General features: G+C 72.1%; 15 protein-coding genes. 9 read left to right on the forward strand and 6 right to left on the reverse strand.

Features of this window, described 5'->3' with window-relative positions:
- Positions 1-45 precede the first annotated feature (45 nt).
- From ACIBN2_RS20140 to ACIBN2_RS20150, 3 genes are all read right to left on the reverse strand, one after another.
- Complete coding sequence (locus tag ACIBN2_RS20140; RefSeq protein ID WP_399135848.1) at positions 46-1,581, reverse strand: DUF5719 family protein; 1,536 nt, start codon at positions 1,579-1,581, stop codon at positions 46-48.
- On the reverse strand, positions 1,578-5,219 hold the full coding sequence (locus tag ACIBN2_RS20145; protein WP_399135849.1) for a glycosyltransferase: 3,642 nt from the start codon (positions 5,217-5,219) through the stop codon (positions 1,578-1,580). The genes ACIBN2_RS20140 and ACIBN2_RS20145 overlap by 4 nt, the downstream gene beginning before the upstream one ends.
- Before the next feature lie 240 nt (positions 5,220-5,459).
- Positions 5,460-5,723, reverse strand: a complete 264-nt coding sequence (locus ACIBN2_RS20150; RefSeq protein WP_003975777.1) for a WhiB family transcriptional regulator — start codon at positions 5,721-5,723, stop codon at positions 5,460-5,462.
- 718 nt (positions 5,724-6,441) lie between these two features.
- On the opposite strand from ACIBN2_RS20150, the gene ACIBN2_RS20155 reads away from it, so the two are divergent.
- From ACIBN2_RS20155 to ACIBN2_RS20170, 4 genes are all read left to right on the forward strand, one after another.
- Positions 6,442-6,954 (forward strand): cysteine dioxygenase, encoded by a 513-nt coding sequence (locus ACIBN2_RS20155; protein ID WP_399135850.1) that lies wholly within the window; start codon positions 6,442-6,444, stop codon positions 6,952-6,954.
- Between the two features lie 33 nt (positions 6,955-6,987).
- Positions 6,988-7,947, forward strand: a complete 960-nt coding sequence (gene cofD / locus ACIBN2_RS20160; RefSeq protein ID WP_399135851.1) for a 2-phospho-L-lactate transferase — start codon at positions 6,988-6,990, stop codon at positions 7,945-7,947.
- Positions 7,944-9,281, forward strand: coding sequence for a coenzyme F420-0:L-glutamate ligase (locus ACIBN2_RS20165; RefSeq protein ID WP_399135852.1), 1,338 nt, complete (start codon positions 7,944-7,946; stop codon positions 9,279-9,281). Before cofD ends, ACIBN2_RS20165 begins: the two co-directional genes overlap by 4 nt.
- Before the next feature lie 81 nt (positions 9,282-9,362).
- Entirely contained in the window at positions 9,363-10,406 is a 1,044-nt protein-coding gene (locus ACIBN2_RS20170; protein ID WP_399135853.1) for a DNA-3-methyladenine glycosylase family protein, read from the forward strand.
- Between the two features lie 127 nt (positions 10,407-10,533).
- Here the strand turns inward: ACIBN2_RS20170 and ACIBN2_RS20175 are convergent, their stop codons facing one another.
- Together ACIBN2_RS20175 and ACIBN2_RS20180 are read right to left on the reverse strand one after the other, a co-directional pair.
- Positions 10,534-11,616 (reverse strand): sugar phosphate nucleotidyltransferase, encoded by a 1,083-nt coding sequence (locus tag ACIBN2_RS20175; RefSeq protein ID WP_399135854.1) that lies wholly within the window; start codon positions 11,614-11,616, stop codon positions 10,534-10,536.
- A gap of 189 nt (positions 11,617-11,805) precedes the next feature.
- Positions 11,806-13,266: a peptidoglycan recognition protein gene (locus tag ACIBN2_RS20180; RefSeq protein WP_399135855.1), complete on the reverse strand. Its 1,461-nt coding sequence runs from the start codon at positions 13,264-13,266 to the stop codon at positions 11,806-11,808.
- 129 nt (positions 13,267-13,395) lie between these two features.
- On the opposite strand from ACIBN2_RS20180, the gene ACIBN2_RS20185 reads away from it, so the two are divergent.
- The 5 genes from ACIBN2_RS20185 (at position 13,396) to ACIBN2_RS20205 (ending at position 21,259) form a co-directional block, all read left to right on the forward strand.
- Complete coding sequence (locus ACIBN2_RS20185; RefSeq protein WP_399135856.1) at positions 13,396-14,151, forward strand: TIGR03089 family protein; 756 nt, start codon at positions 13,396-13,398, stop codon at positions 14,149-14,151.
- A gap of 211 nt (positions 14,152-14,362) precedes the next feature.
- Positions 14,363-15,541: an LCP family protein gene (locus ACIBN2_RS20190; protein WP_399135857.1), complete on the forward strand. Its 1,179-nt coding sequence runs from the start codon at positions 14,363-14,365 to the stop codon at positions 15,539-15,541.
- A 241-nt stretch (positions 15,542-15,782) separates the two neighbouring features.
- Positions 15,783-17,501: an LCP family protein gene (locus ACIBN2_RS20195; protein ID WP_399135858.1), complete on the forward strand. Its 1,719-nt coding sequence runs from the start codon at positions 15,783-15,785 to the stop codon at positions 17,499-17,501.
- Between the two features lie 280 nt (positions 17,502-17,781).
- On the forward strand, positions 17,782-19,371 hold the full coding sequence (locus tag ACIBN2_RS20200; RefSeq protein WP_399136666.1) for an LCP family protein: 1,590 nt from the start codon (positions 17,782-17,784) through the stop codon (positions 19,369-19,371).
- Positions 19,372-19,681: 310 nt separating this feature from the next.
- Complete coding sequence (locus ACIBN2_RS20205) at positions 19,682-21,259, forward strand: LCP family protein (protein ID WP_399135859.1); 1,578 nt, start codon at positions 19,682-19,684, stop codon at positions 21,257-21,259.
- Positions 21,260-21,298: 39 nt separating this feature from the next.
- On the opposite strand, the gene ACIBN2_RS20210 is transcribed toward ACIBN2_RS20205, so the two are convergent.
- Positions 21,299-22,342: a glycosyltransferase family 2 protein gene (locus tag ACIBN2_RS20210; protein WP_399135860.1), complete on the reverse strand. Its 1,044-nt coding sequence runs from the start codon at positions 22,340-22,342 to the stop codon at positions 21,299-21,301.
- Between the last annotated feature and the right edge of the window lie 245 nt (positions 22,343-22,587).

A 22,587-nucleotide genomic window follows, 5' to 3' on the forward strand; every position in this document is an offset into this window, starting at 1 on the left:
CTGACCTGCCCGCCGCCTGCGGACCGCCGCCCCGGCTCCTCGCCGTTACTTCTGCAGCACCGACAGATCCTGATCCGCCCGCGGTACCGCAACCGTCCCCCGGTCGTCCGGCAGGGTCTGGACCGTGAAGCCCGGGACGCCCTCCTCCGTGGCCGACAGGGTGCGGGAGCCGTAGACCGGGCCGCCGGACAGGGTCTCGACCGTCAGGGCGTACGTGCCCTTCAGGCCGGCCGGGACCGGCGCGTCGACGTTCTGCGTGGTGCCCGCCTTGATCGTGTACGTCTTGGAGGCGGCCGTGCCGCCCTCGCTGCCCGCGGAGGCGGTGACCTTCACCTGTGCGGTGCGGGTGGGGGCCGTGAGGGCCAGGGTGGAGCCCTTGCCGCTGTTGTCGGCGGCCGTGGCGCGCCCGCCCACGGGGCTCGTGGCCGGGATGAAGGCCGTCTCCTGGTGGTCGCCCTTGCCCCGTACGACCCGGAGCGCGGCGACGACCGGCACGGACTCGGCGGTCGGCGTGAGGACCAGGGAGCCCGCCTCGCCGCGGGTGACGGGGCCGAGGTCGACGGCCGTGGTCATGCCCGACTTCAGGTGCAGCGTCTCGCTCCCGGCCGGGGTGATCAGCCCTGACGGCGAGGCGAGCCGCACCTTCAGGTCGGCGTCCGCGTCGCCGGGCGTGAAGGCGATCAGGCGCACGGAGGTGGCGTCCTTGGGGATGCCGGGCAGGACGAGGCTGCCCGCCGGGTCCGTGGACGCGGCCAGCCAGTCGCCGCCGAGCTTGTCGTCGAGGGCCTGCACGGCGGCGCCCACACGTCCGCTGCGGACGTTCACGTGCACCGTGAGGTTGGCCTGCTTCTCGTCGGTGAGCGTGGACAGCAGGACCGGGTCGGTGGAGTGCGGCGGGACCGTGATGCCCTCCCCCACCGTGGACTCCAGAGTGCCGTCCTTGCCGTAGAGCTCGATGTCGACGACGGCGGCGGAGTCGTCGGGGTTGGTCAGGTGGACGTAGTCGGTGCGGGAGGCGTCCGTGCTGGCGCCCGGGAACCAGAACGAGGTGTCCGGCGCGGTGCAGTTGACGCCCTGCAGCCCGCGTCCGCTGCCCGCGGCGACCGCGGTGGTCTCCTGCACCGTCCAGCCCGGCGCGTACCCGCCCTCGGCGGTGCCGACGTACGCGGGCGTGTCGGAACCGGAGGTGTCGCCGGTGACGGGCTTTCCCGGGTCCTTCGGCGCCAGGACCGGCTTGGCGGCCTTGTCGGCCGAACCGGTCTTCTTCTTGCCGCTCTTCTTGCCGTCCGTCTTGCCGCCTGTGCCCGAGCCGTCGGCCGACTGCTCCGTGGCGGCCTGGAGTTCGCCCTTGCCGCCGCTTCCCGCGTCCTTCGTGACGGGGGTGAACGACGTGTACGACGTGTCGGCGATGTCGGAGGTGCTGGGTGCCGGGCAGAGCAGGCTGGTGCGCTCCACCGGCAGTTCGGCGGCCGCCTTGGCGGTGTCCGCACCTGAGGCGCCCGGCGCGCTGAGCGCGGCGAATCCCGTGACGGCGGCGAGCGCGGCGGTGCCGGCGATCAGGGAGATGGTGGTGCGGTTCACTGCTGACTCCCGTCGGGGCGCTCAGGGGCGTGCGGCGGCTGCTGCGCCGGGTCGTACGCGGGGTCGTAGCCCTGCTGGTACGACGGGTCGTAGGCGGTCTGGTCGTACGACCCCTGGGGCGCGTTGCCGTATCCGTACGGGTCGTACTGGCCGCCCTGGTAGGGGTCCGCCTGGTACGCCTGGTCGTAGCCCGCCGGGTACTGCTGGGCGCCCTGGTGCTGCTCGCCGTAGCCGTTGTAGTCGGCGCCCGCGTAGGTCGCGGGGTCCCACTCGTCGTAGGACTGCTGCTGCGGGATCGCGACGGGTGTCTCCTGCTCGGGAGGAGCGGGGAACTCCTCGCCGCCGCCCGCCTCTTCGGCCTCCGCCTGGGCGCGCAGCCGGCGGGCCCGGCGGCCCTCGCCGGCCATGGCCTCGGCCGGGACGGCGGGCTCCTCGGGAAGGTCGTCGTCGATGTGGCGGCGCCGGCCGGGCAGGGCGAGGACGACCAGGACCACGGCGAGGAAGCCCTGCGCCCACAGCCACGCGGTGTGGGTGATCGGGTCGTCGTAGGTGACGTCCAGCCTGCCGCCGGACGCGGGGAGTTGGAAGCCCTGGGCCCAGCCGTCGACCGTGGTGCGGGTGAGCGGCTTGCCGTCCAGGGTGGCCGTCCAGCCCTCTGCGGCGGTGTCGGCCAGGCGCAGGACGCGGCCGTCCGCACCGGACGGGACCGTGGTGTGGATCTCGACCGGGCCCGCGGCGACCGGCAGCGCCGTACCGGAGCCGGAGCCGGAGGTGATGGTGGCGCGCGCGACCTCCTGGTCGACCCGCCACAGGGCGCTGCCGCCCTGCTGGCTCAGGCGCGTCAGGCCGGGCGTGGCGTCCAGGACGCGGGTGACGTCGCGGGGGGCGCCCTTGTGGACGAGGACGTAACGGACGGCGAAGTTGCCCAGCTGGTCGGCCTGGTCGGCGCCGGAGCCGGCGACGAGGTTGGCGACGACCTTGTCGAGGCGGCTGTTCTCGCCGTCGGCCGCGGCGGCCTCGGCGTCACCGAGACGGGCGCCGGAGCCGCGCACCAGGGTGTAGGCGACACGGGCCGTGGAGTCACTGTCGAGCACGAGCGTGCGGGCCTGGTCGCGGGTGCCGCTCTCCTCGGCGACGAACGCGGGCACCTGCACGGGGTCCTGCCGCTCGACCGGCCCGTCGGCGCCGCGGATCATCCAGCCGAAGGCGAGGACCAGCGGGCCCGCGACCGAGGCGAAGGCGATCAGCGCGGCCACCGGCTGGCGCCAGCCGAAGCTCTGCTCGGCCACGCGCGTGCGTGCGCCGTCGGCGCCGAGGGTGGCGGCGGTCAGCAGGGCGATGCCGTAGACGAGGGTCGCGGGGCCGGCCCAGGTCGACCGGTTGGACAGGACCGCGAAGACGAGTCCCACCAGGGCGACCGCCCAGGCCGCCCAGATTCCGGACTGCCGCTCCGAGCGCATGAGGGCGGCCAGCGCGGCCAGCACGATGCCGATGAGCATCAGCCCGCTGACGGTGCCCGGGCCGCCGGGGCTAACGCCGAGCAGGTCGAGGGCGGAGGCGGAGGAGGGGCCGAAGTCCAGCCCGGCCTCCTTGAAGAAGCCGAACGGCAGCAGCGACAGCGACCAGGGCGCGAGGACCAGCAGCGGGGTGCCGAGCTGGGCCAGGAAGCGCAGGCCGCGGGCGGGAAGGTCGGTGCGGCGCAGGGCCAGCAGCGCGATGCCGAGGACCAGCGCGATCGGCCACACGATCGGGGTGAACGCCGTGGTGACCGTCAGCAGCAGGGCGTACGCCCAGGTGGCGCGCCAACTGCCGCGCGCGCCCGAGTTGTTCGTCAGGCCGGCGGCGGCGACGCCCGCGCGCGCGATCAGCGGCAGCAGGATGGCCAGCACGGCGGTGCCGATGCGGCCGCCCGCGAGCGCGCCCGTGGCGGCGGGCAGGAAGGCGTAGACGACGGCCGCCCACGCGCGCAGGAGGCGCGACTCTACGAGCGGTCGGGAGGCGAAGTACGCGGCGACACCGGCGAGCGGCACGGAACACACGAGCAGGACCGTGACCGCGAGCCCGGTCGAACCGAACAGCGCGGAGGCCAGCATCGCCACGATCGCCAGGTACGGCGGCGCGGACGGGGTGCCGCCGGCTCCCACGGCATGCCAGGAGTCGAGATAGCGCGACCACAGCTCGCCGGAGTCGGCCGGGGCGGGCAGCAGGGCGCCGCCCGCGAGCGCGCCGCCGCCGAGCAGTTGCCGGCAGGCGACCAGCGAGACGAGCAGCAGCACCAGGAAGAGCATCGGGCCGGGCTTGCGGCCGATGCGCTTGAGGCGGGCGAACTGCTCGATCTCCAGGAACTCGGCGTCGTCGCCGCCGGGTCCGGACTCGACCGCGCCGCCGTGCCGTCCGGCACCGGTGGTCACTTCGGGGTCGGAGCGGCCGCCGACGTTGCCCGCGACCTGCTCCACGGTGGCCCGGACGGTCGCGCCGGGCGGCGGGAACAGGGCGCGCAGCTCGTCCTTGTCGATCTGCGGGGTCCCGCGCCTGCGCCGTCCGGCGATGATCCGCTCGGGGCGCAGCAGCGTGCCCAGCAGGCCGCGGATCTCGTCGACGGCCTGTCCGGGGACCTTGCCCACGAGGTAGGCGAGGGTCCGCAGCAGCGTGCCGAGCACCAGGCGCAGCAGCACCCAGGGCAGCACGGCCGTACGGGCGTTGACCAGGAGGGTGTAGACGGCGCCGGCCTTGTCGACCTTGTGCGGGGAGGCGGCGGTGCGGCCCACGCAGTCGACGGTGCGGCGCTCGCGGGAGGAGGCCTCGGCGTGTCGTACGACCGCCTCCGGCGCGATCAGGACACGGTGGCCGGCGGCGTGGGCGCGCCAGCACAGGTCGACGTCGTCACGCATCAGGGGCAGCCGGCGGTCGAACCCGCCGAGCTGTTCGAAGACGTCGCGGCGGACCAGCATGCCGGCGGTGGACACCGACAGCACGGTCCGCACGTGGTCGTGCTGGCCCTGGTCCTGCTCGCGGCGGTCCAGACCCGTCCAGCGGCGGCCGGAGTTGGCGATGCTGACGCCGACCTCCAGGAGCTGGCGGCGGTCGTACCAGCCACGGAGCTTGGGGCCCACCACGGCCACGTCGTCGCGGCCGAGCTCGAGTTCGGTCTCCACGACACGCAGGAGCTGGGCCAGGGCGTCGGGTTCGGGGGCGCAGTCGTCGTGCAGCAGCCACAGCCACTGGACCGGCTCCCCGTGCGGGAGATCCGGCAGGTCGTACGCGTCGTCACGCCAGGAGCGCGTGACCGGGTCCCAGCCGCTCGGCCGCTTGAGATAGGGCAGCTCTTCCGGGGTCAGGAGGGGGGCGGTGCGGGCCGCCTCCTCGACGGCCTGGCCGAAGCCGGTGCGCCGGGCGAGGTGCAGGACGCGGTCGGCGCCGAGGGACTCGGTGACCAGCTGCGCGGATTCGTCGGCGCTGCCGGTGTCGGCCGCCATGGCGTACTGGACGGGACGCTCCTGGCCGAGCAGCCCGGTGAGCACGTCGGGCAGCCAGCGGGCGCCGTCGTGGGAGACGACGACCGCCGTCACCACGTGACGCGGAAACTCTGGAGTGGCAGCGACGCCTTGCTGGGCTGCCGTGTGGCTGTGCACGGACATCGAGGTACGGGCCCCGGTTCGATGGACTGCGGTGGACGCCTGTGCCCCTTGGGGGCGACGAGGCGCCTCGGACGAGCGACCACACTATCGGGAGAACCAAAGGGGCGACGCGAAGCGTCTCGATGAGGGGTGGTGGCCGGGCGACGGGCGGGCATAGCGGCGGCCCGCCGCCTGTGGACAACCCACCCGCGACGGGCCGTTCGAATACGGAGGAGTACGGAGGAGTACGGAGCCTTCGGGTCAGACGGCGGCCTTCTTCAGGCGACGCCGCTCCCGCTCCGACAGACCGCCCCAGATGCCGAAGCGCTCGTCGTTGGCAAGGGCGTACTCGAGGCACTCGGAGCGGACCTCACAGGCGAGGCAGACCTTCTTGGCCTCGCGGGTGGAGCCGCCCTTCTCGGGAAAGAAGGACTCGGGGTCGGTCTGGGCGCACAGCGCGCGCTCCTGCCAGCCGAGTTCCTCGTCCGCGTCGTCGACCAGCAGTTGCTGCACCAGCTCGGTCATGTGCGCCCCTCGTCTGTCTTTCGCGTCCCCGTGATGTAGCCGTTACCGGTCCCGGCTGAACGACACGAGTGAAATTACAAGTGTGCTGCTCCGGGCGAGTCAAGCCGAGATCTGCTATTGGGCCCCTTATTCACTCTGCGGAACCAAGGCCATGCGGAAAGTGTTCAAATCGGCATAAACCTTGACACGCAGACGAGACCCGGAAGGGCCGCCTGCCCCGTGCAGAGCCTGTACGGGGAAGGACGCCCGGAGATCCGATCTCGTTCCACGCGTCCCCCGAAGCAAACCGGATCACATTCGGATCACGAGATCGCAACGAGGTTTGTGCGCCCGGTTGTGCGCCATGTGTCCTGGAAGCCGTATGCACAAACCTTTCGCCTCGGACATGAACCGGATGAGGTGAACCATGTCCCACATACCGGGCGGCGAGTTGACACCGAAGGTGTGAGCCGGTGTCCTTGTGGGCATGCTCGCGAACTTGGCACTCACCTCGACCCGCACGACCGGGTCCCACGGTGCTGCCCGCGCTCGCTGTAGCTGTTGTTGTCGTTCCAGCTGTTGAGCCGTACGCGCTCCGGCTGCCTCTGAGTCCGTCCCGACTCGGCTGCTGTCCCCCCTGCCTGACGCCCTGCCAGGGCATCCTTGCCGTCCGCGGTCCCGGCGGACGGTGTGCGACCCCAGCCAGCCCCCACTCTTCGCCGAGGAACCAGCGCACCCCATGAACAGCGACAACGACCTCCAGATCGCCGGCGACATCCTCGAAGTCCCGCACCTGCTCCAGCCCCCGCGCGAGCACCCGGCCACCGTCGCCGAGTTCGTCGGCCTGGCCCGCACCATCGCCGCGGACCGCGCGCAGTGGGAGCACCTCGTCGAGTACGACGCCACGACGCGCTGGTACCACCGGCTGCGCACCGGGCCGGGCTACGAGGTGTGGCTGCTGTCCTGGGTGCCCGGCCAGGGCAGCGGACCGCACGACCACGGGCGTTCCTCCGGCGTGCTGACCGTCCTGGAAGGCACGCTGACCGAGCGCACGCACAGGGGCACGGGCGCGCTGGGGGCGGGGACGCAGCGCGTGTTCGCGCCGGGGTACGTCCACGAGGTGGTCAACGACGCGCTGGAGCCGGCGGTCAGCCTGCACATCTACTACCCGGGCCTCACCGAGATGCCGATGCACTCCACGTGCACGGCCGCCCCGGTGGCGTACGACGAGGTCGACGCGGTAACCGCCTGACGCACTGTCGTACCCGCCTGTAAGACTTGTCCCATGCGCATTGTGGTCTTGGCAGGCGGCATCGGTGGTGCCCGGTTCCTGCGTGGTCTGAAGCAGGCCGCGCCGGACGCGGACATCACCGTCATCGGCAACACCGGGGACGACATCCACCTGTTCGGTCTGAAGGTCTGCCCGGACCTCGACACGGTGATGTACACGCTCGGCGGCGGCATCAACGAGGAGCAGGGCTGGGGGCGGGCCGACGAGACCTTCCACCTCAAGGAGGAGCTCGCGGCCTACGGCGTGGGTCCGGAGTGGTTCGGCCTCGGTGACCGGGACTTCGCCACGCACATCGTGCGGACGCAGATGATCGGCGCCGGGTATCCGCTCAGCGCGGTCACCGAGGCGCTGTGCGACCGGTGGAAGCCGGGCGTGCGGCTGATCCCCATGACGGACGACCGGGTCGAGACGCATGTGGCCGTCGAGGTCGACGGCGAGCGCAAGGCGGTGCACTTCCAGGAGTACTGGGTGCGGCTGCGCGCCTCGGTGCCGGCCGAGGCGGTCGTGCCCGTGGGCGCCGAACAGGCGAAGCCAGCGCCGGGGGTGCTGGAGGCGATCGCCGAGGCGGACGTCGTGCTGTTCCCGCCGTCGAACCCGGTGGTCTCCATCGGCACGATCCTCGCGGTGCCCGGCATCCGGGAGGCGATCGCCGACGCGGGCGTGCCGGTCGTCGGCCTCTCCCCCATCGTCGGGGACGCGCCCGTGCGCGGGATGGCCGACAAGGTGCTCGCGGCGGTCGGCGTGGAGTCGACGGCCGCGGCGGTGGCCGAGCACTACGGCTCGGGGCTGCTGGACGGCTGGCTCGTCGACACCGTGGACGCGGGCGTGGTGGAGCGGGTCGAGGGCGCCGGGATCCGCTGCCGGGCCGTGCCGCTGATGATGACCGACGTGGAGGCGACCGCCCGGATGGCGCGTGAGGCGCTCACGCTGGCGGAGGAGGTGCGGCCGTCTTGAGCGGCGGGACTTTTGAGGGCGCCGCGCCCTCCGGCGGGGCGCCGGGCTTCCGGGTCTGGGCCGTGCCCGGCCTGCCCGAGGTGACCGCGGGTGACGACGTCGCCAAGCTGATCGCCGCCGCCGAACCGGGCCTCGCCGACGGGGACGTCCTGCTCGTCACCTCGAAGATCGTGTCCAAGGCGGAGGGGCGCATCGTCGCGGGGGACGACCGCGAGGCCGCCATCGACGCCGAGACCGTACGGGTCGTGGCGCGGCGCGGAAACCTGCGGATCGTCGAGAACCGCCAGGGTCTGGTGATGGCCGCGGCCGGGGTCGATGCCTCCAACACCCCGCCCGGCACGGTGCTGTTGCTGCCCGAGGACCCGGACGCGTCGGCCCGGGCGATCCGGGACGGACTGCGCGACGCCCTCGGCGTCGAGGTCGGGGTCCTCGTCACCGACACCTTCGGGCGCCCGTGGCGCTCGGGGCTCACGGATGTCGCGATCGGCGCCGCCGGTGTGCGCGTGCTCGACGATCTGCGCGGCGGCACGGACGCGCACGGCAATCCGCTCAGCGCGACGGTCGTGGCGACGGCGGACGAGCTGGCCGCCGCCGGCGACCTGGTCAAGGGCAAGGCCGCCGGGCTGCCCGTCGCCGTCGTACGCGGGCTGGCGCACGTGGTGGGGAAGGACGACGGCGAGGGGGCGCGGGCCATGGTGCGCGGAGGACGGGACGACATGTTCCGGCTCGGGACGTCCGAGGCCGTGCGGGCGGCGGTGACCCAGCGCCGCACGGTGCGGGCCTTCACCGGCGAACCGGTCGACCCCGGTGCCGTACGGCGGGCGGTCGCCGCGGCCGTGACGGCGCCGGCGCCGCATCACACGACGCCGTGGCGGTTCGTGCTGCTGGAGTCGGAGGCCGCGCGGACCGGGCTGCTGGACGCCATGCGCGACGCCTGGGTCGCCGATCTGCGCCGGGACGGCAAGAGCGAGGAGTCCATCGCCAAGCGGGTGCGCCGGGGCGACGTCCTGCGCAACGCCCCGTATCTGGTGGTGCCGTGTCTCGTCATGGACGGCTCGCACACGTACGGGGACGCGCGGCGGGACGGCGCCGAGCGGGAGATGTTCGTGGTCGCCGCGGGCGCCGGAGTGCAGAACTTCCTGGTCGCGCTCGCCGGGGAGCGGCTGGGGTCGGCATGGGTGTCGTCGACCATGTTCTGCCGGGAGGTCGTACGGGAGGCGCTGGGGCTGCCCGCGGGCTGGGACCCGATGGGCGCCGTCGCGGTCGGGCATCCGGCCGGGGAGCCCCGGCCGAGGCCGGAGCGGGATGCGGCGAGCTTCATAGAGGTCCGGTGACACACGCGCGCGTGCGCCTAATCTCGTAGGGCCCCTTCCCTGTGCCTCACAGGGTTCCTCTCGTCTCCCGGGACTTCATCCATGGCAGGACGGTTCACTCCCCGCCCCACACTCCCCCACGGCCCGAAAGGCGTGGGAGGTGCCCCCATGCCCGTGCGTGGCGGCCATGTCGCCGTACCCGCGCGCGGTGGGGTGCCTCAGCAGGCCGCGGCGCCGGGGCGGGTGCGGACGGTGGTCCCGGAAGCGCCGATCGACCTCGGGCTCGTGCTGGGGCCGCTGCGGCGCGGACCGGGCGATCCGACGTTCAGGGCGACGCCCGACGGAGCCGTGTGGCGGGCCAGCCTCACCCCGGCCGGGCCGGGGACGCTGCGGGTCGCCGTGAAAGGCGCGGCCGTACGCGGCGAGGCGTGGGGGCCGGGGGCCGAGTGGCTGCTGGAGCAGTTGCCCGAGATGCTCGGGTCGGCGGACGACCCGGACGCCTTCGCGCCCCGGCACCGGCTGGTGGCGCTCGCCCGGCACCGGCGGCCCGGGCTGCGGCTGACGCGCACCGGACTGGTGCTGGAGTCGTTGATCCCCTCGATCCTGGAGCAGAAGGTCACGACGCTCGAGGCGTACCAGGCGTGGCGGCTGCTGGTGCGCAAGTACGGCGAGCCCGCGCCGGGGCCCGCGGCGGGCGGGCGGCTGTGGGTGATGCCGGGGCCGCGGACCTGGGCGCTGATCCCGTCCTGGGAGTGGCACCGGGCGGGCGTCGACAACAAGCGGGCGTCGACGATCCTGCGGGCCGTGCGGGTCGCCGCGCGGATGGAGGAGGCGGCCGGGATGGAGCCGGCGGCCGCACAGGCGCGGCTGGAGCTCGTGTCCGGGATCGGCCCGTGGACGTCGGCGGAGACCGTGCAGCGCAGCCATGGGGCGCCGGACGCCGTGACCGTGGGGGATCTGCATCTGCCGGGCATCGTCGGATGGGCGCTCGCCGGGGACCGGGACGCGGACGACGCGATGATGCTGGAGCTGCTGGAGCCGTATGCCGGGCAGCGGCACCGTGCGGCCCGGCTGATCCTGCTCAGCGGCCGGACACCGCCGAGACGCGCCCCGCGGATGCCGAAGGGCGACATCGGGCGGCTCTGACCGCACCCGCAGCCGCAGGCGCAGGCGCAGGCGCAGGCGCAGGCGCAGGCGCAGGCGCAGGCGCAGGCGGCGAGAACGGCACGGGGGCGCCGCGCAGGACGCCCCCGGGTGCGTGCGTACGTGACGGCTACTGGTCGGAGGAGAAGCGCACCGACCCCGCCGGGATACGGGCGTCGCACCACACCCGCGCTCCGTCGCGCAGTTCGTTGTCGGCGCCGATGACCGCGCCGTCGCCGATGACCGTGCCGGTCAGGACGGAGCGTTCGCCCACGCGCGCGCGGGTGCCGATGAGGGAGTCGGTGATGACGGCGCCCGGTTCGATGACGGCGCCCGGCAGGATCGTGGAGCCGAAGACGCGGGCGCCCTCCGCCACGAACGCGCCCTCGCCCACCACCGTGCCGCCCGTGAGCTTGGCGTCGGGGGCCACGCGCGCCGTCGGCAGCACCAGCCGGTCGCCGCAGCGGCCGGGAACGGCGGGCGACGGGGCGCGGCCCAGGACGAGGTCGGCGGAGCCGCGGACGAAGGCCGCCGGGGTGCCGAGGTCCAGCCAGTACGTCGAGTCGACCATGCCCTGCAGATGGGCTCCGGCCCCGAGCAGGCCCGGGAACGTCTCCCGCTCGACCGAGACCGGGCGGCCCGCGGGGATCGTGTCGATGACCGAGCGGCGGAAGACGTACGCCCCCGCGTTGATCTGGTCGGTGACGATCTCCTCGGGGGTCTGCGGCTTCTCCAGGAAGGCGAGGACGCGGCCCGTCTCGTCGGTGGGGACCAGGCCGTACGCGCGCGGGTCGGTGACCTTGGTGAGGTGCAGGGAGACGTCGGCGCCGGTCTTCTCGTGGGTGTCGACCAGGGCGCGGATGTTCAGGCCCGTCAGGATGTCGCCGTTGAAGATCAGGACCGGGTCGTCGGGGCCGGAGTGCAGTCGGGAGGCGACGTTGCGGATGGCGCCGCCCGTGCCGAGGGGCTCCTCCTCGGTCACGTACTCGAGGTGGAGCCCGAGGGACGAGCCGTCGCCGAAGTAGGGCTCGAAGACCTCGGCCAGATACGACGTGGCGAGGACGATGTGGTCCACGCCCGCCGCTCTGGCTCTCGCCAGCTGGTGGGTGAGGAACGGGACGCCGGCCGCCCGGACCATGGGCTTCGGCGTGTGGACCGTGAGCGGCCGCAGCCGGGAGCCCTTGCCGCCGACCAGGAGGATCGCTTCTGTCACCTGTCGTCTCTGCTTCCTGCCGGGACCGGCCGAACTGTCTTTCGGCCGGCCAGTGTATGCAGATCGTCGTGTGGCGCCTTCGACGGCCGTGCGGTGCTGCGCGGTTCCACCCGGTGTCCCCCGATGGCGTGAACGTGGGTCTCGTACGCCCCTGTGGCCCGGCTCCCGCGCGCCGCCCGTGGTGTGGCCCTAGCGCCCCTGGTAGCGCGCAGCGGTCGAGCGGGCCGTGCCGAGCTTGCGGTAGAGCTGGGTGCCCGGACATGCCGTGGCGAAGCCGTCACGGTGGCCGGAGATCACGTTGAGACGTACGTTCTTTCCCTTTCGGTAGAGATTGCCACCGCCCGACTTCAGATACGCCTTTCCACGCGGATTGGCACCGTAGAGACCGAGTTTCCAGGCGGTGAGCCGGGAGATGGCGCGCAGCGCGGCCGCGGGCGGCTTGTGCGCGCCGAAGCTGCCGAGGACGGCGACACCCATGCTGTTGCCGTTGAAGCCGAGGGTGTGGGCGCCGAGGACCGCCTTCGCCACGCCCCCGGCGCGGCCCTCGTAGATGTTTCCGCACTTGTCGACGAGGAAGTTGTAGCCGATGTCGCGCCAGCCCATGCTCTTGACGTGGTAGCGGTAGATACCGCGGATGACGGAGGCGGCCTGCGAACAGCTGTATCCGTTGCCGGACGAGGTGTGGTGGACGAACGCCACCTTGACCTTCTTCGTGTAGACGAAGCCCTTCTCGCGCAGTCTCTCGTCCGCGCCCCAGCCGCGGCGCGTGATGATACGGGGACGCGGGCCGATGTACGGTTTGGCGCGCTGACTGCTCGTCAACTCGCCCTCGCCCAGGCTCCACACCTCCCGCTCGGTCGCGGCGCGGCCGAGCGCGGGGATCTCGGTGGCGCCGAGCGGGGCGAGGCCGGCATTGGCGGCGGAGGCGGCCAGCGTCTCGGCCGACTCCTCGCCGAGGGCGCCGGTGCGGGGAGCGTCGGCCGACATGCCGTGCAGCGCGGCCCCGGCCTCGCCGTCCCCCTCGCCGTCCCCGTCGCCGTCCCCGCCGGGGTCCACGAGTTCCAGACGCAGCCCCGACGGGAGCGCGGAGGCGGGCGCGGCGGCGCGGGTGGCCGGCGCGGACGCTTTCGTACGGGTCCCGCCCTCGGCCCGGACCCTGACCTCGACCCCGTCCGAGTCCCCCACCCACAGCGGTGCGGTGGAGCCGCGGACGCGGCCCGACGTGCGCTCGGCAGTGCCGGGGTCGGCCGCGTCGTCGTTGTGCGTCTCGAGGCTCTGCCAGCCGGACCAGACGCGGGAGCCGGTGGCACGGGTGCGGACCTGCACGCGGCCGTGCAGTTCGGTGTCCGGGTTGTCCCAGACGACCCCGACCATCGAGAAGTGCCGTACGTCCCGGCGGGTCAGGCCCAGTTCACCGGCGGCCGGGGAGCCGACGGCGCGGTCGCGGGCGCGCGGGCCCAGCGGACGCAGGGGCAGCGACCGGGTGCTCCCGGGGAGGTCGTGCCGGGCGGCCGCCGGCACGGATCCGGCGCGGCTCGTCGCGGGGCTCGCGGTCGCCGCGGCGGCGGGCAGGGTCAGCGGCAGAGCGAGGGCGGTCGCACAGGCGACGCCGACCGAGGAGGCGATCGAAGAAGCGAGAAGTCGACGCATGCCCATGATCTTGTACAAAGTCAGACATATCTGTCCATCCGGGAATTGACGGACCGTCGGCTGCCGTTCGCCCGAACCGGTGGCGGCGCAGGGCGGTGCGCGACCGGGCGCCCGCGTACGCTTGCGCGGGTGAACGCCACCGACCGCACCCCTGCCGACCTGCTGAGTTCCGCGCTCGCCGCGGACCCCGCACGCCCCCTGGTGACCTTCTACGACGACGCCACGGGCGAGCGCGTCGAACTGTCCGTGGCCACCTTCGCCAATTGGGTGGCCAAGACCGCGAACCTCCTCCAGGGCGACCTGGCGGCCGGGCCCGGCGACCGGGTGGCACTGCTGCTGCCCGCGCACTGGCAGACAGCCGTGTGGCTGCTGGCGTGTGCGTCGGTGGGGGCGGTCGCGGACGTCGACGGGGATCCCACGGCGGCCGACGTCGTGGTGAGCGGCCCGGACACACTGGACGCCGCGCGGGCCTGCCGGGGCGAGCGGGTCGCCCTCGCACTGCGGCCGCTGGGCGGGCGGTTCCCGCAGCCGCCGTCGGGCTTCGCCGACTACGCCGTCGAAGTACCGGGGCAGGGCGACCGGTTCGCGCCGTTCGCGCCGGTGGATCCGGACGAGCCGGCGCTGATCGTGGCCGGGCGGGAGTTCAGCGCGGCGGAGGTCGTCGAGCGGGCGCTCGCGGAGGCGGCGGGGCTCGGGCTGACGGGGCCGGGGGCGCGGATTCTGTCCGGGCTTCCGTACGACACGTGGGACGGTCTGAACGCCGGGCTGTACGGGCCGCTCGCCGTCGGGGGGTCGGTGGTGCTGTGCCGGCATCTGGAGCGGGCGAGCGAGGAGACCGTCGCCGGGCGGGTCGAGAGCGAGCGGGTGTCCGTGGTGCGCCGTTGAGAGTGGGTGGTGACCGCCGTGCGGCGAGTGCGGGTTCGTCGTGGCTTGTCGCTCCCACGCGGCGGAGCCGCACAGCGAACACGGTCCCGCGCCCCGAAGACCAAAGACCTGCGGTCACCCGTTCGGATCAGTAACGCCCGCCCCTGCGCCTCCCCCCGAGGCATGGTCGTAGAACCAGCACGTTCATACGCCATGAGGGGTGGAGCGGCACGTGAAAGGGCTGAGACGACCGCTGCGACCGCGTCGGCGGCGGTGGCTGCGGTACGGGGGGCTCGCCGTCGCCGTGCTGGCCGTCGGGGCCGCCGGGGGCGGGTGGGTGCTGTACATGAAGCTGAACGGCAACATCACGCCCGACGAGGCCGCCGCCCGTGAACTCGCGCGGTACGAGAAGGAACGGCCCACCTCGCTCGTCAAGGACGCGCAGAACGTCCTGGTGATCGGTTCGGACTCGCGCTCCGGGGACGGCAACTCCCGCTACGGGCGCGACTCGGGGACCGAGCGGTCCGACACCACGATCCTGCTGCACCTGTCCAAGGGGCGGCACACCGCCACCGCGATCTCCCTCCCCCGCGACCTCATGGTCGACGTGCCCTCGTGTCTTCGCGCCGACGGGAGCCGCTCCGAGCCGACGTTCGCGATGTTCAACTACGCCTTCGAGATGGGCGGTTCGGCCTGCACCATCCGGACCGTCGAGAAGCTCACGGACATCCGCGTCGACCATCACGTCGTCATCGACTTCCACGGCTTCAAGGAGATGGTCGACGCGGTCGACGGCGTCCGGGTCTGCCTGAAGGAGCCGATCGACGACAAGGCCGCCAAGCTGAAGCTGCCCGCGGGACGGGTCACGCTCGACGGCGAGCAGGCCCTCGGCTACGTCCGTGCCCGCAAGACCCTGGGCAACGGCAGCGACACCGACCGGATGGAGCGCCAGCAGCGATTCCTCGGGGCGCTCGTCAACAAGGTGCAGAGCAATGACGTACTGCTGAATCCGGTGAAGCTCTATCCCGTCCTGGACGCCGCCACGTCGTCCCTCACCACCGACCCGGATCTGGCGAGTCTGCGTGGTTTGTACGAACTCGTGCGCGGACTGCGCGACATCCCCGCGGAACGCGTGCAATTCCTCACCGTTCCACGCGAGTCGTACGTCTACGACGCAAATCGCGACCAGCTCGTGGAGCCCGAGGCGGAAAAGCTGTTCGAACGGCTGCGTACGGACGCGCCATTGACGGTCGCCAAAGGGGCCCGGCGGGATTCCGATGCGAAGAGTCGCAATTCGACCACGAAGGGCGACGGGAACTCCGCCGGAAAGCGCTCCGACCAGCCCGGGAAGTCCGTTTCGCCCGCACCGACGTTCAGCGGGAACACCGCCGCCGAGGACCAGTGCGCGTAAAGCGAACACCAAGGCGACGAACAGCCGCCCCAAGAAAGTTCAAGGAAATGGGCGGATTGCCCACTTGTAGGGACGTGGAATTTGTCACCGACGTCGCTCGGCGCTGAACTGGGCGGATAGTGTGAGCGATCCGGTGCACCCAACCGCGACGACTTCCTGGGGCCGTGTACCGCGAGACCGAGACCGGAGCGCCTTTGAGGGGGAAGGCGCCGCGTGGCCCAAACGGAGGATTCGGACAACCGTGGACGCGCAAAGCCGTGGGCGGGCGGACAACGTCGACCCCGCAGACCAGTGGGTGCTCAATCCGAACACCGGCGAATACGAACTGCGACTGACTCCTTCCGCACCGCGATCGTCGGTTCCCGGACCCCGGAGATCCACCTCCCGCGGAGGCGACGCGGCGCGCTCCCGCAGCGCGAGCCCGCAGGCGCCCGGCCGTGACGTACCGCCCCAGCGCCGGCGCCGTGCCGTGCCCGACGAGCCGCTGCCCGGCCGACGCAGCCGCCGACCGGCGAAGAAGTCGAAGGCGAAGAAGGCCCTGATGTGGACGGGCGGCGGCATGGCCTTCGTGGTGCTCGCCGCGGCGGGCGGCGCCTACCTCTACATCAAGCACCTCAACGACAACATCACGTCCGTCTCCGACGACGGCGCGAGCACCGGTGGCTTCAGCAAGGGCAAGGCGATCAACATCCTGCTGATCGGCACCGACAAGCGCACCGGCAAGGGCAACACGAAGTACGGCGACTCCGGCAGCGTCGGCCACGCGGACACCACGATCCTGCTGCACCTCTCCAAGGACCGTTCCAACGCGACCGCGTTGAGCATCCCGCGCGACCTGATCACCGACGTCCCGGACTGCCCGACCAAGCAGGAGGACGGCACCGAGAAGGTCATCACGGGCACCAGCGGCGTCCGTTTCAACACCAGCCTCGGCCAGGACGAGCGCACGCCCAGCTGCGTCGCCCGCACCGTCACGGAGCTGACCGGGATCAAGCCGGACAACTTCATGGTCGCCGACTTCAACGCGGTCAAGACGCTGACCACGGCGGTCGGCGGTGTCGACGTGTGTCTCGGCAAGGACATCAACGACCCGGACTCGCACCTGAATCTGAAGAAGGGCACGCGGCACATCGAGGGCGAGACGGCCCTCGCCTTCGTACGCACCCGGCACGCGGTCGGCTTCGGCGGCGACCTGAGCCGGATCACGCTGCAGCAGCAGTTCCTCAGCGCGCTGATGCGCAAGCTGAAGTCGAACGACACGCTCACCAACCCGGCGAAGATGATCAAGGTGGCCGAGGCGGGCACCAAGGCGCTGACCGTCGACTCCAACCTCGACAGCATCGGCAAGCTGAAGGACCTCGGCCTGGAGCTGGGCAAGCTCAACCCGAAGAACCTGACGTTCACCACCGTGCCCGTGGTCGACAACCCGGCCGAGAAGGTGAAGGCGACCGTCGTCCTCGACGACACGAAGGCCAAGCAGGTCTTCCAGGCCATCAAGAACGACGTCTCCTTCACCGCGGTCAAGCAGGAGAAGAAGAAGGAGGCCGCCGCCGTGGCGGCCCGCCTCAAGGGCACCAAGTCGGCCGCGTCCGACGTGCGTGTGCGGATCCTGAACGGAGGCGCCGCCGCCGGCAGCGCGCAGGCGGAGCTCGAGTACCTGCAGAACGAGGCGGGCGTGTCCAAGTCCGAGAACGCCGGCAACGCGGACGCGGGGGTCGCCAAGACGACGCTCGAGTACGCCCCGGACCAGGCCGACCAGGCGCGCCGGCTGGCCGCCATCATGGGGCTGTCCGGCTCGGCGCTGAAGCCCGGCAAGAGCGTGACCAACGCGCAGGGCCTGCCGGCGATGACCCTGACCCTGGGCAAGGACTTCGAGACCGCGGGCGAACCGATCACCGCGTCGACCAAGGCGCCGGACGTCAACAAGTCCACGGCGGACAAGGTCCAGTGCGCCAAGTGACCCGGTGACCCAGGGGCCGTGCCGTGCGCCCGCAAGGACGTACGGCACGCCGCGTTTCGCCGTACGCCCGAGCGACCCGGCCGCAACACGCCGCCGGGCACGCCGGGTTGAAATGAACCTCACAGGTAACCCAACGGCGCCCTCGCACGTCTAACAGGGCACGGGGCGGTCCGGACCCCGTCGTGGGGCGCGGGGCGACCCGTCGCCGGACCAGGGTGGGGAGGGCGGGGAATTGACGCGGAGCGGTGTGCGCGGAGAGGTCCCCGCGGTCGACGACACGATGTCGCTCGCACCGCGGACCCAGGACGCATCGGGCGGTTCCGGCAGACCCGGCGGGGGGCGGCGCGCAGGCGGCTCGAAGAGCAACCGGCGGCGCAGACGGCGCGCGCTGCGGTGGTCGGCGATCGTGCTGTCGCTGGCGATACTCGTGACGGCCGGGGCCGGTTACCTCTACTACCGGCACCTGAACGCCAACATCCAGAAGGGCCAGCGCTCCAGCGGCGACTCCAAGGCGCAGAAGTCGCAGCCGAACGCGGCCGGGCAGACACCGCTCAACATTCTGCTGATCGGCTCCGACAGCCGTAACTCCGCCGAGAACGTGAAGCTCGGCGGGAGCAGGAACAACCGCGGCAACCCGCCGCTCGGTGACGTGCAGATGCTCATCCACCTGTCCGCGGACCGCAAGAGCGCCGCCCTGGTGAGCATTCCGCGCGACACCCGGGTCTCCATCCCCAAGTGCACGGACCCGGGCACCGGCAAGACGTATCCGGCGACGAACGACATCATCAACACCTCCCTGGCCCGGGGCGGGGCGGGCTGCACGCTGGCCACCTGGGAGAACCTCACCGGGGTCTACATCGACCACTGGATGATGATCGACTTCGCGGGCGTGGTGCGGATGGCGGACGCCATCGGGGGCGTCGACGTCTGCGTGAGGCAGAACGTGTGGGACCACCCGACGGCGGCCGTGCCCGGCGGCTCCGGTCTGAAGCTGACCGCCGGCACCCACAAGGTCAAGGGCAAGCAGGCCCTGCAGTGGCTGCGCACCCGGCACGCCTGGGGCAGCGACCCGCTGCGGGCGCGCGCCCAGCACATGTACCTGAACTCGATGCTCCGCACCCTGAAGCAGCAGAGCGTCTTCACCGACACCGGGCGGCTGATGGACCTGGCCGAGGCGGCCACGAAGTCCCTGAAGGTCTCCGAGGAGATCGGCACCGTGAAGAAGCTGTACGACCTGGGCATGCAGCTCAAGTCGGTGCCCACGGACCGCATCACGTCGTTGACCATGCCGAACGTCCAGGACCCCAGGGACTCCAACCACCTGCTGCCGGACGGAGCCGGCGCCGCGAAGGTGTGGCAGATGCTCCGCGACGACGTGCCCTTCGACAACAAGGGCAAGGGATCGGGCGGGGCGAAGGGGAAGCCCGCGGAGGAGGCGACGAAGGCCCCCTCGGCACCGGACGACCGGATCGGCGTGCTGGTGCAGAATGCCACGGGCTCCGCCACGCTCGCCCCGGCCGCCGGACGCGCGGGCGAGGTCGCACAGGAGCTGGTGCGGAAGGGGTTCGCCGAGGCGGCCAAGGACACGACGGCGGGGCTCTCCGAGGGCAGTACCGTCGTCCGCTACCCGAGCGCCGATCTGGAGGGCGACGCCCAGCGCATCGCCAAGTCGCTCGGGATTCCGCTGAGTTCGGTGCAGAGGTCGACGGACGTCTCCGGAGTCACCCTCGTCGTCGGAGCCGACTGGCGCACCGGCACGTCGTACCGGCAGTCCAAGCCCAAGGATGACGGCCTGCCGAACAGCACCGACTCGATCAACGGCTCGGACAGCAGCCAGTGCATGGACGTGTACGCGCCCTATCGCTGGTAGCGGGAGAACTGCCTCGCCGACCCACAGCAATCTCCTAACTGCCTGCACAATGATGAGGCGCGCTCGCGTTCGAAAGTCGCACGGACGACGCAGAGGCGGCGCGCCCTCTCGCTCGACCCGTCCGGGGGGACGGGTGACCGGGAGGTCCGACAGTCCGCGGCGGACCACATGGTCGCCGGCAGGTGACCCGAGGGGTCCGTGGCGCGGCCCGTCCGGGCGCGGGACGGGCCCGGCGCGGGCACAGGGGTGGGAGGGCAGCAGGGTGGCGCAAAGCGGTGTGCGCGGGGAGGGGCGCGCGGCCGGGGACACGATGTCCCTCAGGCCGCGGGGCAAGGACGAGCGGGACGAGCGGGAGGACAAGGGCCGGCTCAGGAAGAGCCGGCCGGACGGCGACCTCACCCGCCGCAGACGGCGCGCCCTGCGCTGGTCCGCGACGGTACTGGCGGTGGTGATACTCGGCACGGCGGGGGCCGGCTATCTCTACTACCAGCACCTCAACGACAACTTGAGGAAGTCCGACCTCAACCTCGGCGACGCGAAGGACAGGGCGCAGAAGCCGAAGGCCAACGCGGCCGGGCAGACCCCGCTGAACATCCTGCTGATCGGCTCCGACGCCCGCGACTCCGCGGAGAACCAGAAGCTCGGCGGCGCCAAGGACACCTTCAACACCGCGCCGCGCGCCGACGTCCAGATGCTGCTGCACCTCTCGGCGGACCGCACCAACATGTCGGTCGTGAGCATGCCCCGCGACACCCTGGTCGACATCCCCAAGTGCACCGACCCGGGCACCGGCAAGGTCTACGGGGCGCTCACCTCGACGATCACCAACGACTCCCTCGGCCGCGGCGGCCCCGGCTGCACGGTGGCGACGTGGGAGAAGCTGACGGACATCCACATCGACCACTTCATGATGATCGACTTCGCGGGCGTGGTGTCCATGGCGGACGCCATCGGCGGCGTACCGGTCTGCGTGGACGCCAACATCCACTCCAAGTCCTCCGACGGCCACGGCTCGGGCCTGAAGCTGAGGAAGGGCACGACGTACGTGAAGGGTGTGCAGGCCCTTCAGTGGCTGCGCACACGGTACGGCTTCGAGGACAACACGGACATCGCCCGGGCCAAGGCCCAGCACCAGTACATGAACGCCATGGTCCGCCAGCTGCGCGAGAACGCCACGCTCGGCAATCCGAACAGGCTCCGTAATCTCGCCGAGACGGCCACCAGCGCGCTGACCGTGGACGACGGCCTCGGCACCGTGGCGAAGCTGTACGACCTGAGCAAGGAGCTCAAGAAGGTCCCCACCAAGCGCATCACCATGACGACGATGCCCTGGCAGTACTCCTCGACGAACAGCGGCCGTGTCGTACCGAAGCCGGGCGACGCGGACAAGCTGTTCCGGCTGGTGCGCGAGGACATCGCGCTGGACGGCAAGGACAGGAAGAAGTCCGCCTCGGCCGAGTCCACGGACCCGGCCGCCGCGGACGACCGGATCGCCGTACGGGTGCAGAACGGCACCAGGTCGAGCACGCGGGCCGCGGAGTCGGGGCGGGCGCACACGATCGCCGAGCTGCTCGCCGCCAAGGGGTTCACCGAGGCGAAAGCCGACTCCTCGGCGATCCCGGGCGAGGAGAGGACGGTGATCCGCTACCCGGGCGCCGACCTGGAGGGCGACGCCCAGCGGGTGGCGAAGGCGCTCGGCGTCCCGGAGTCCTCGGTGGAGAAGTCGGCGGACGTCGACGGGGTGACGCTGGTCGTCGGCGCGGACTGGCGCTCCGGCACGACGTACACGGCCGCGAAGGACGACGACAAGATCCCGGAGTCCGCGCAGGCCATCAACGGCTCGGACGAGAAGCAGTGCATGCACGTCAACCCGGGCTACACCTGGTAGTCCGGGTCGACACAGGGGGCAACTCACCGCCCCCGGTGCTCAGTTGGAGGCGAGCACCGCGGGGCGGCGGGAGGCGATGACCTTCTTCGCCAGGGCCTTGGGGCTGGTCAGGAAGCCCCAGCCCCACGACATGTGCATGGTCGCGAGCGCCACGGGGATCTGCAGGCGCGCCTTCAGCGGCAGGCCCTTGCCCGCCGGGAGGGAGCCGAGGACGATCGCCGCGAGGTAGCCGCCGGGGATCACGAAGCCCCACGGGGTAAGGGCCGCGCCCACCACGAGACCGGCCGCGATCGCGCAGACCGCCGTCGGGGGCGCGAGGTAGCGCAGGTTGATGGAGCCCTCGTGGTAGCGGGCGACGACGTGCCGCCAGCGGCCGTAGTCCTTGTACTGCTTGGCGAGCGCCTTCATGCTCGGCCGCGGCCGGTACGACACCTTCAGCTCCGGCGAGAACCAGATCAGCCCGCCGGCCTCGCGTATCCGGAAGTTCAGCTCCCAGTCCTGGGCGCGGATGAACTCCTCGTTGTAGCCGCCCTGTTGCTCCAGCGCCTCGCGGCGGAACACCCCGAGGTAGACGGTCTCGGCCTGGCACGCGTCGCCGCCCGTGTGGAAGACGGCGTTGCCGACCCCGATCTTCGAGGTCATGGCGGCGGCGACGGCGTGCTCCCAGTCGTTCTCGCCCTCGGCGTGCATGATGCCGCCGACGTTCTGCGCACCGGTCTCCTGAAGGAGGCGTACGGCGGTGGCGATGTAGTTGGGCGAGAGCATGCCGTGGCCGTCGACGCGGACGACGATCGGATGGCGGGACGCCTTGATCGCGGCGTTCAGGGCGGCCGGGGTGCGCCCGGTCGGGTTCGGGACGGTGTGTACGCGCCCGTTCTTGTTGGACGCAGTGTCGCGGACGAGTTCGGCGGCGATCTCGTCCGTACGGTCCGTGGACGGACCGAGGGCGATCACGACCTCCATCTCGCCGGCGTACTCCTGCGCGAGGATCGCTTGGACTGCTCCGCGCAGATGCCGCTCCTCGTTGAGGACGGGCATGATCACAGACACGGCGGGGAGCTGCACGTCGGGGTTGGCGTTCATCGCCGGTTACGTTACCGCGAACGGGGGACACCTTTGCGCCCCGCCGGGGCGGTGGCCCGGGCCACAGATCGTATGGGCCTACGGTGCTCACGATCCCACGTACGGCCGACGCCGGAGGTGTCCCCCTTGCCCACGCAGCCTCGGTCCGCCGCGCCCGCCCGTCCGCAGCGAGGCACCCAGCCGCCCCGTACGCCGCACCAGCGCGAGCCCCGGCCCCCGGCAGGACGGAAGAAGCCGCGCTGGGC

The sequence above is a fragment of the Streptomyces sp. NPDC050534 genome, assembly GCF_044457745.1.
Classification (GTDB): Bacteria; Actinomycetota; Actinomycetes; order Streptomycetales; family Streptomycetaceae; genus Streptomyces.

Excerpts from the sequence above, each read along its gene's own strand:
- ACIBN2_RS20150 (WP_003975777.1), bottom strand. The coding sequence starts at position 5,723 with ATGACCGAGCTGGTGCAGCAACTGCTGGTCGACGACGCGGACGAGGAA.
- ACIBN2_RS20170 (WP_399135853.1), top strand. The coding sequence starts at position 9,363 with ATGGCAGGACGGTTCACTCCCCGCCCCACACTCCCCCACGGCCCGAAA.
- ACIBN2_RS20155 (WP_399135850.1), top strand. The coding sequence starts at position 6,442 with ATGAACAGCGACAACGACCTCCAGATCGCCGGCGACATCCTCGAAGTC.
- ACIBN2_RS20210 (WP_399135860.1), bottom strand. The coding sequence starts at position 22,342 with ATGAACGCCAACCCCGACGTGCAGCTCCCCGCCGTGTCTGTGATCATG.
- ACIBN2_RS20200 (WP_399136666.1), top strand. The coding sequence starts at position 17,782 with ATGTCGCTCGCACCGCGGACCCAGGACGCATCGGGCGGTTCCGGCAGA.
- ACIBN2_RS20205 (WP_399135859.1), top strand. The coding sequence starts at position 19,682 with ATGTCCCTCAGGCCGCGGGGCAAGGACGAGCGGGACGAGCGGGAGGAC.
- ACIBN2_RS20180 (WP_399135855.1), bottom strand. The coding sequence starts at position 13,266 with ATGCGTCGACTTCTCGCTTCTTCGATCGCCTCCTCGGTCGGCGTCGCC.
- ACIBN2_RS20145 (WP_399135849.1), bottom strand. The coding sequence starts at position 5,219 with ATGTCCGTGCACAGCCACACGGCAGCCCAGCAAGGCGTCGCTGCCACT.
- cofD (WP_399135851.1), top strand. The coding sequence starts at position 6,988 with ATGCGCATTGTGGTCTTGGCAGGCGGCATCGGTGGTGCCCGGTTCCTG.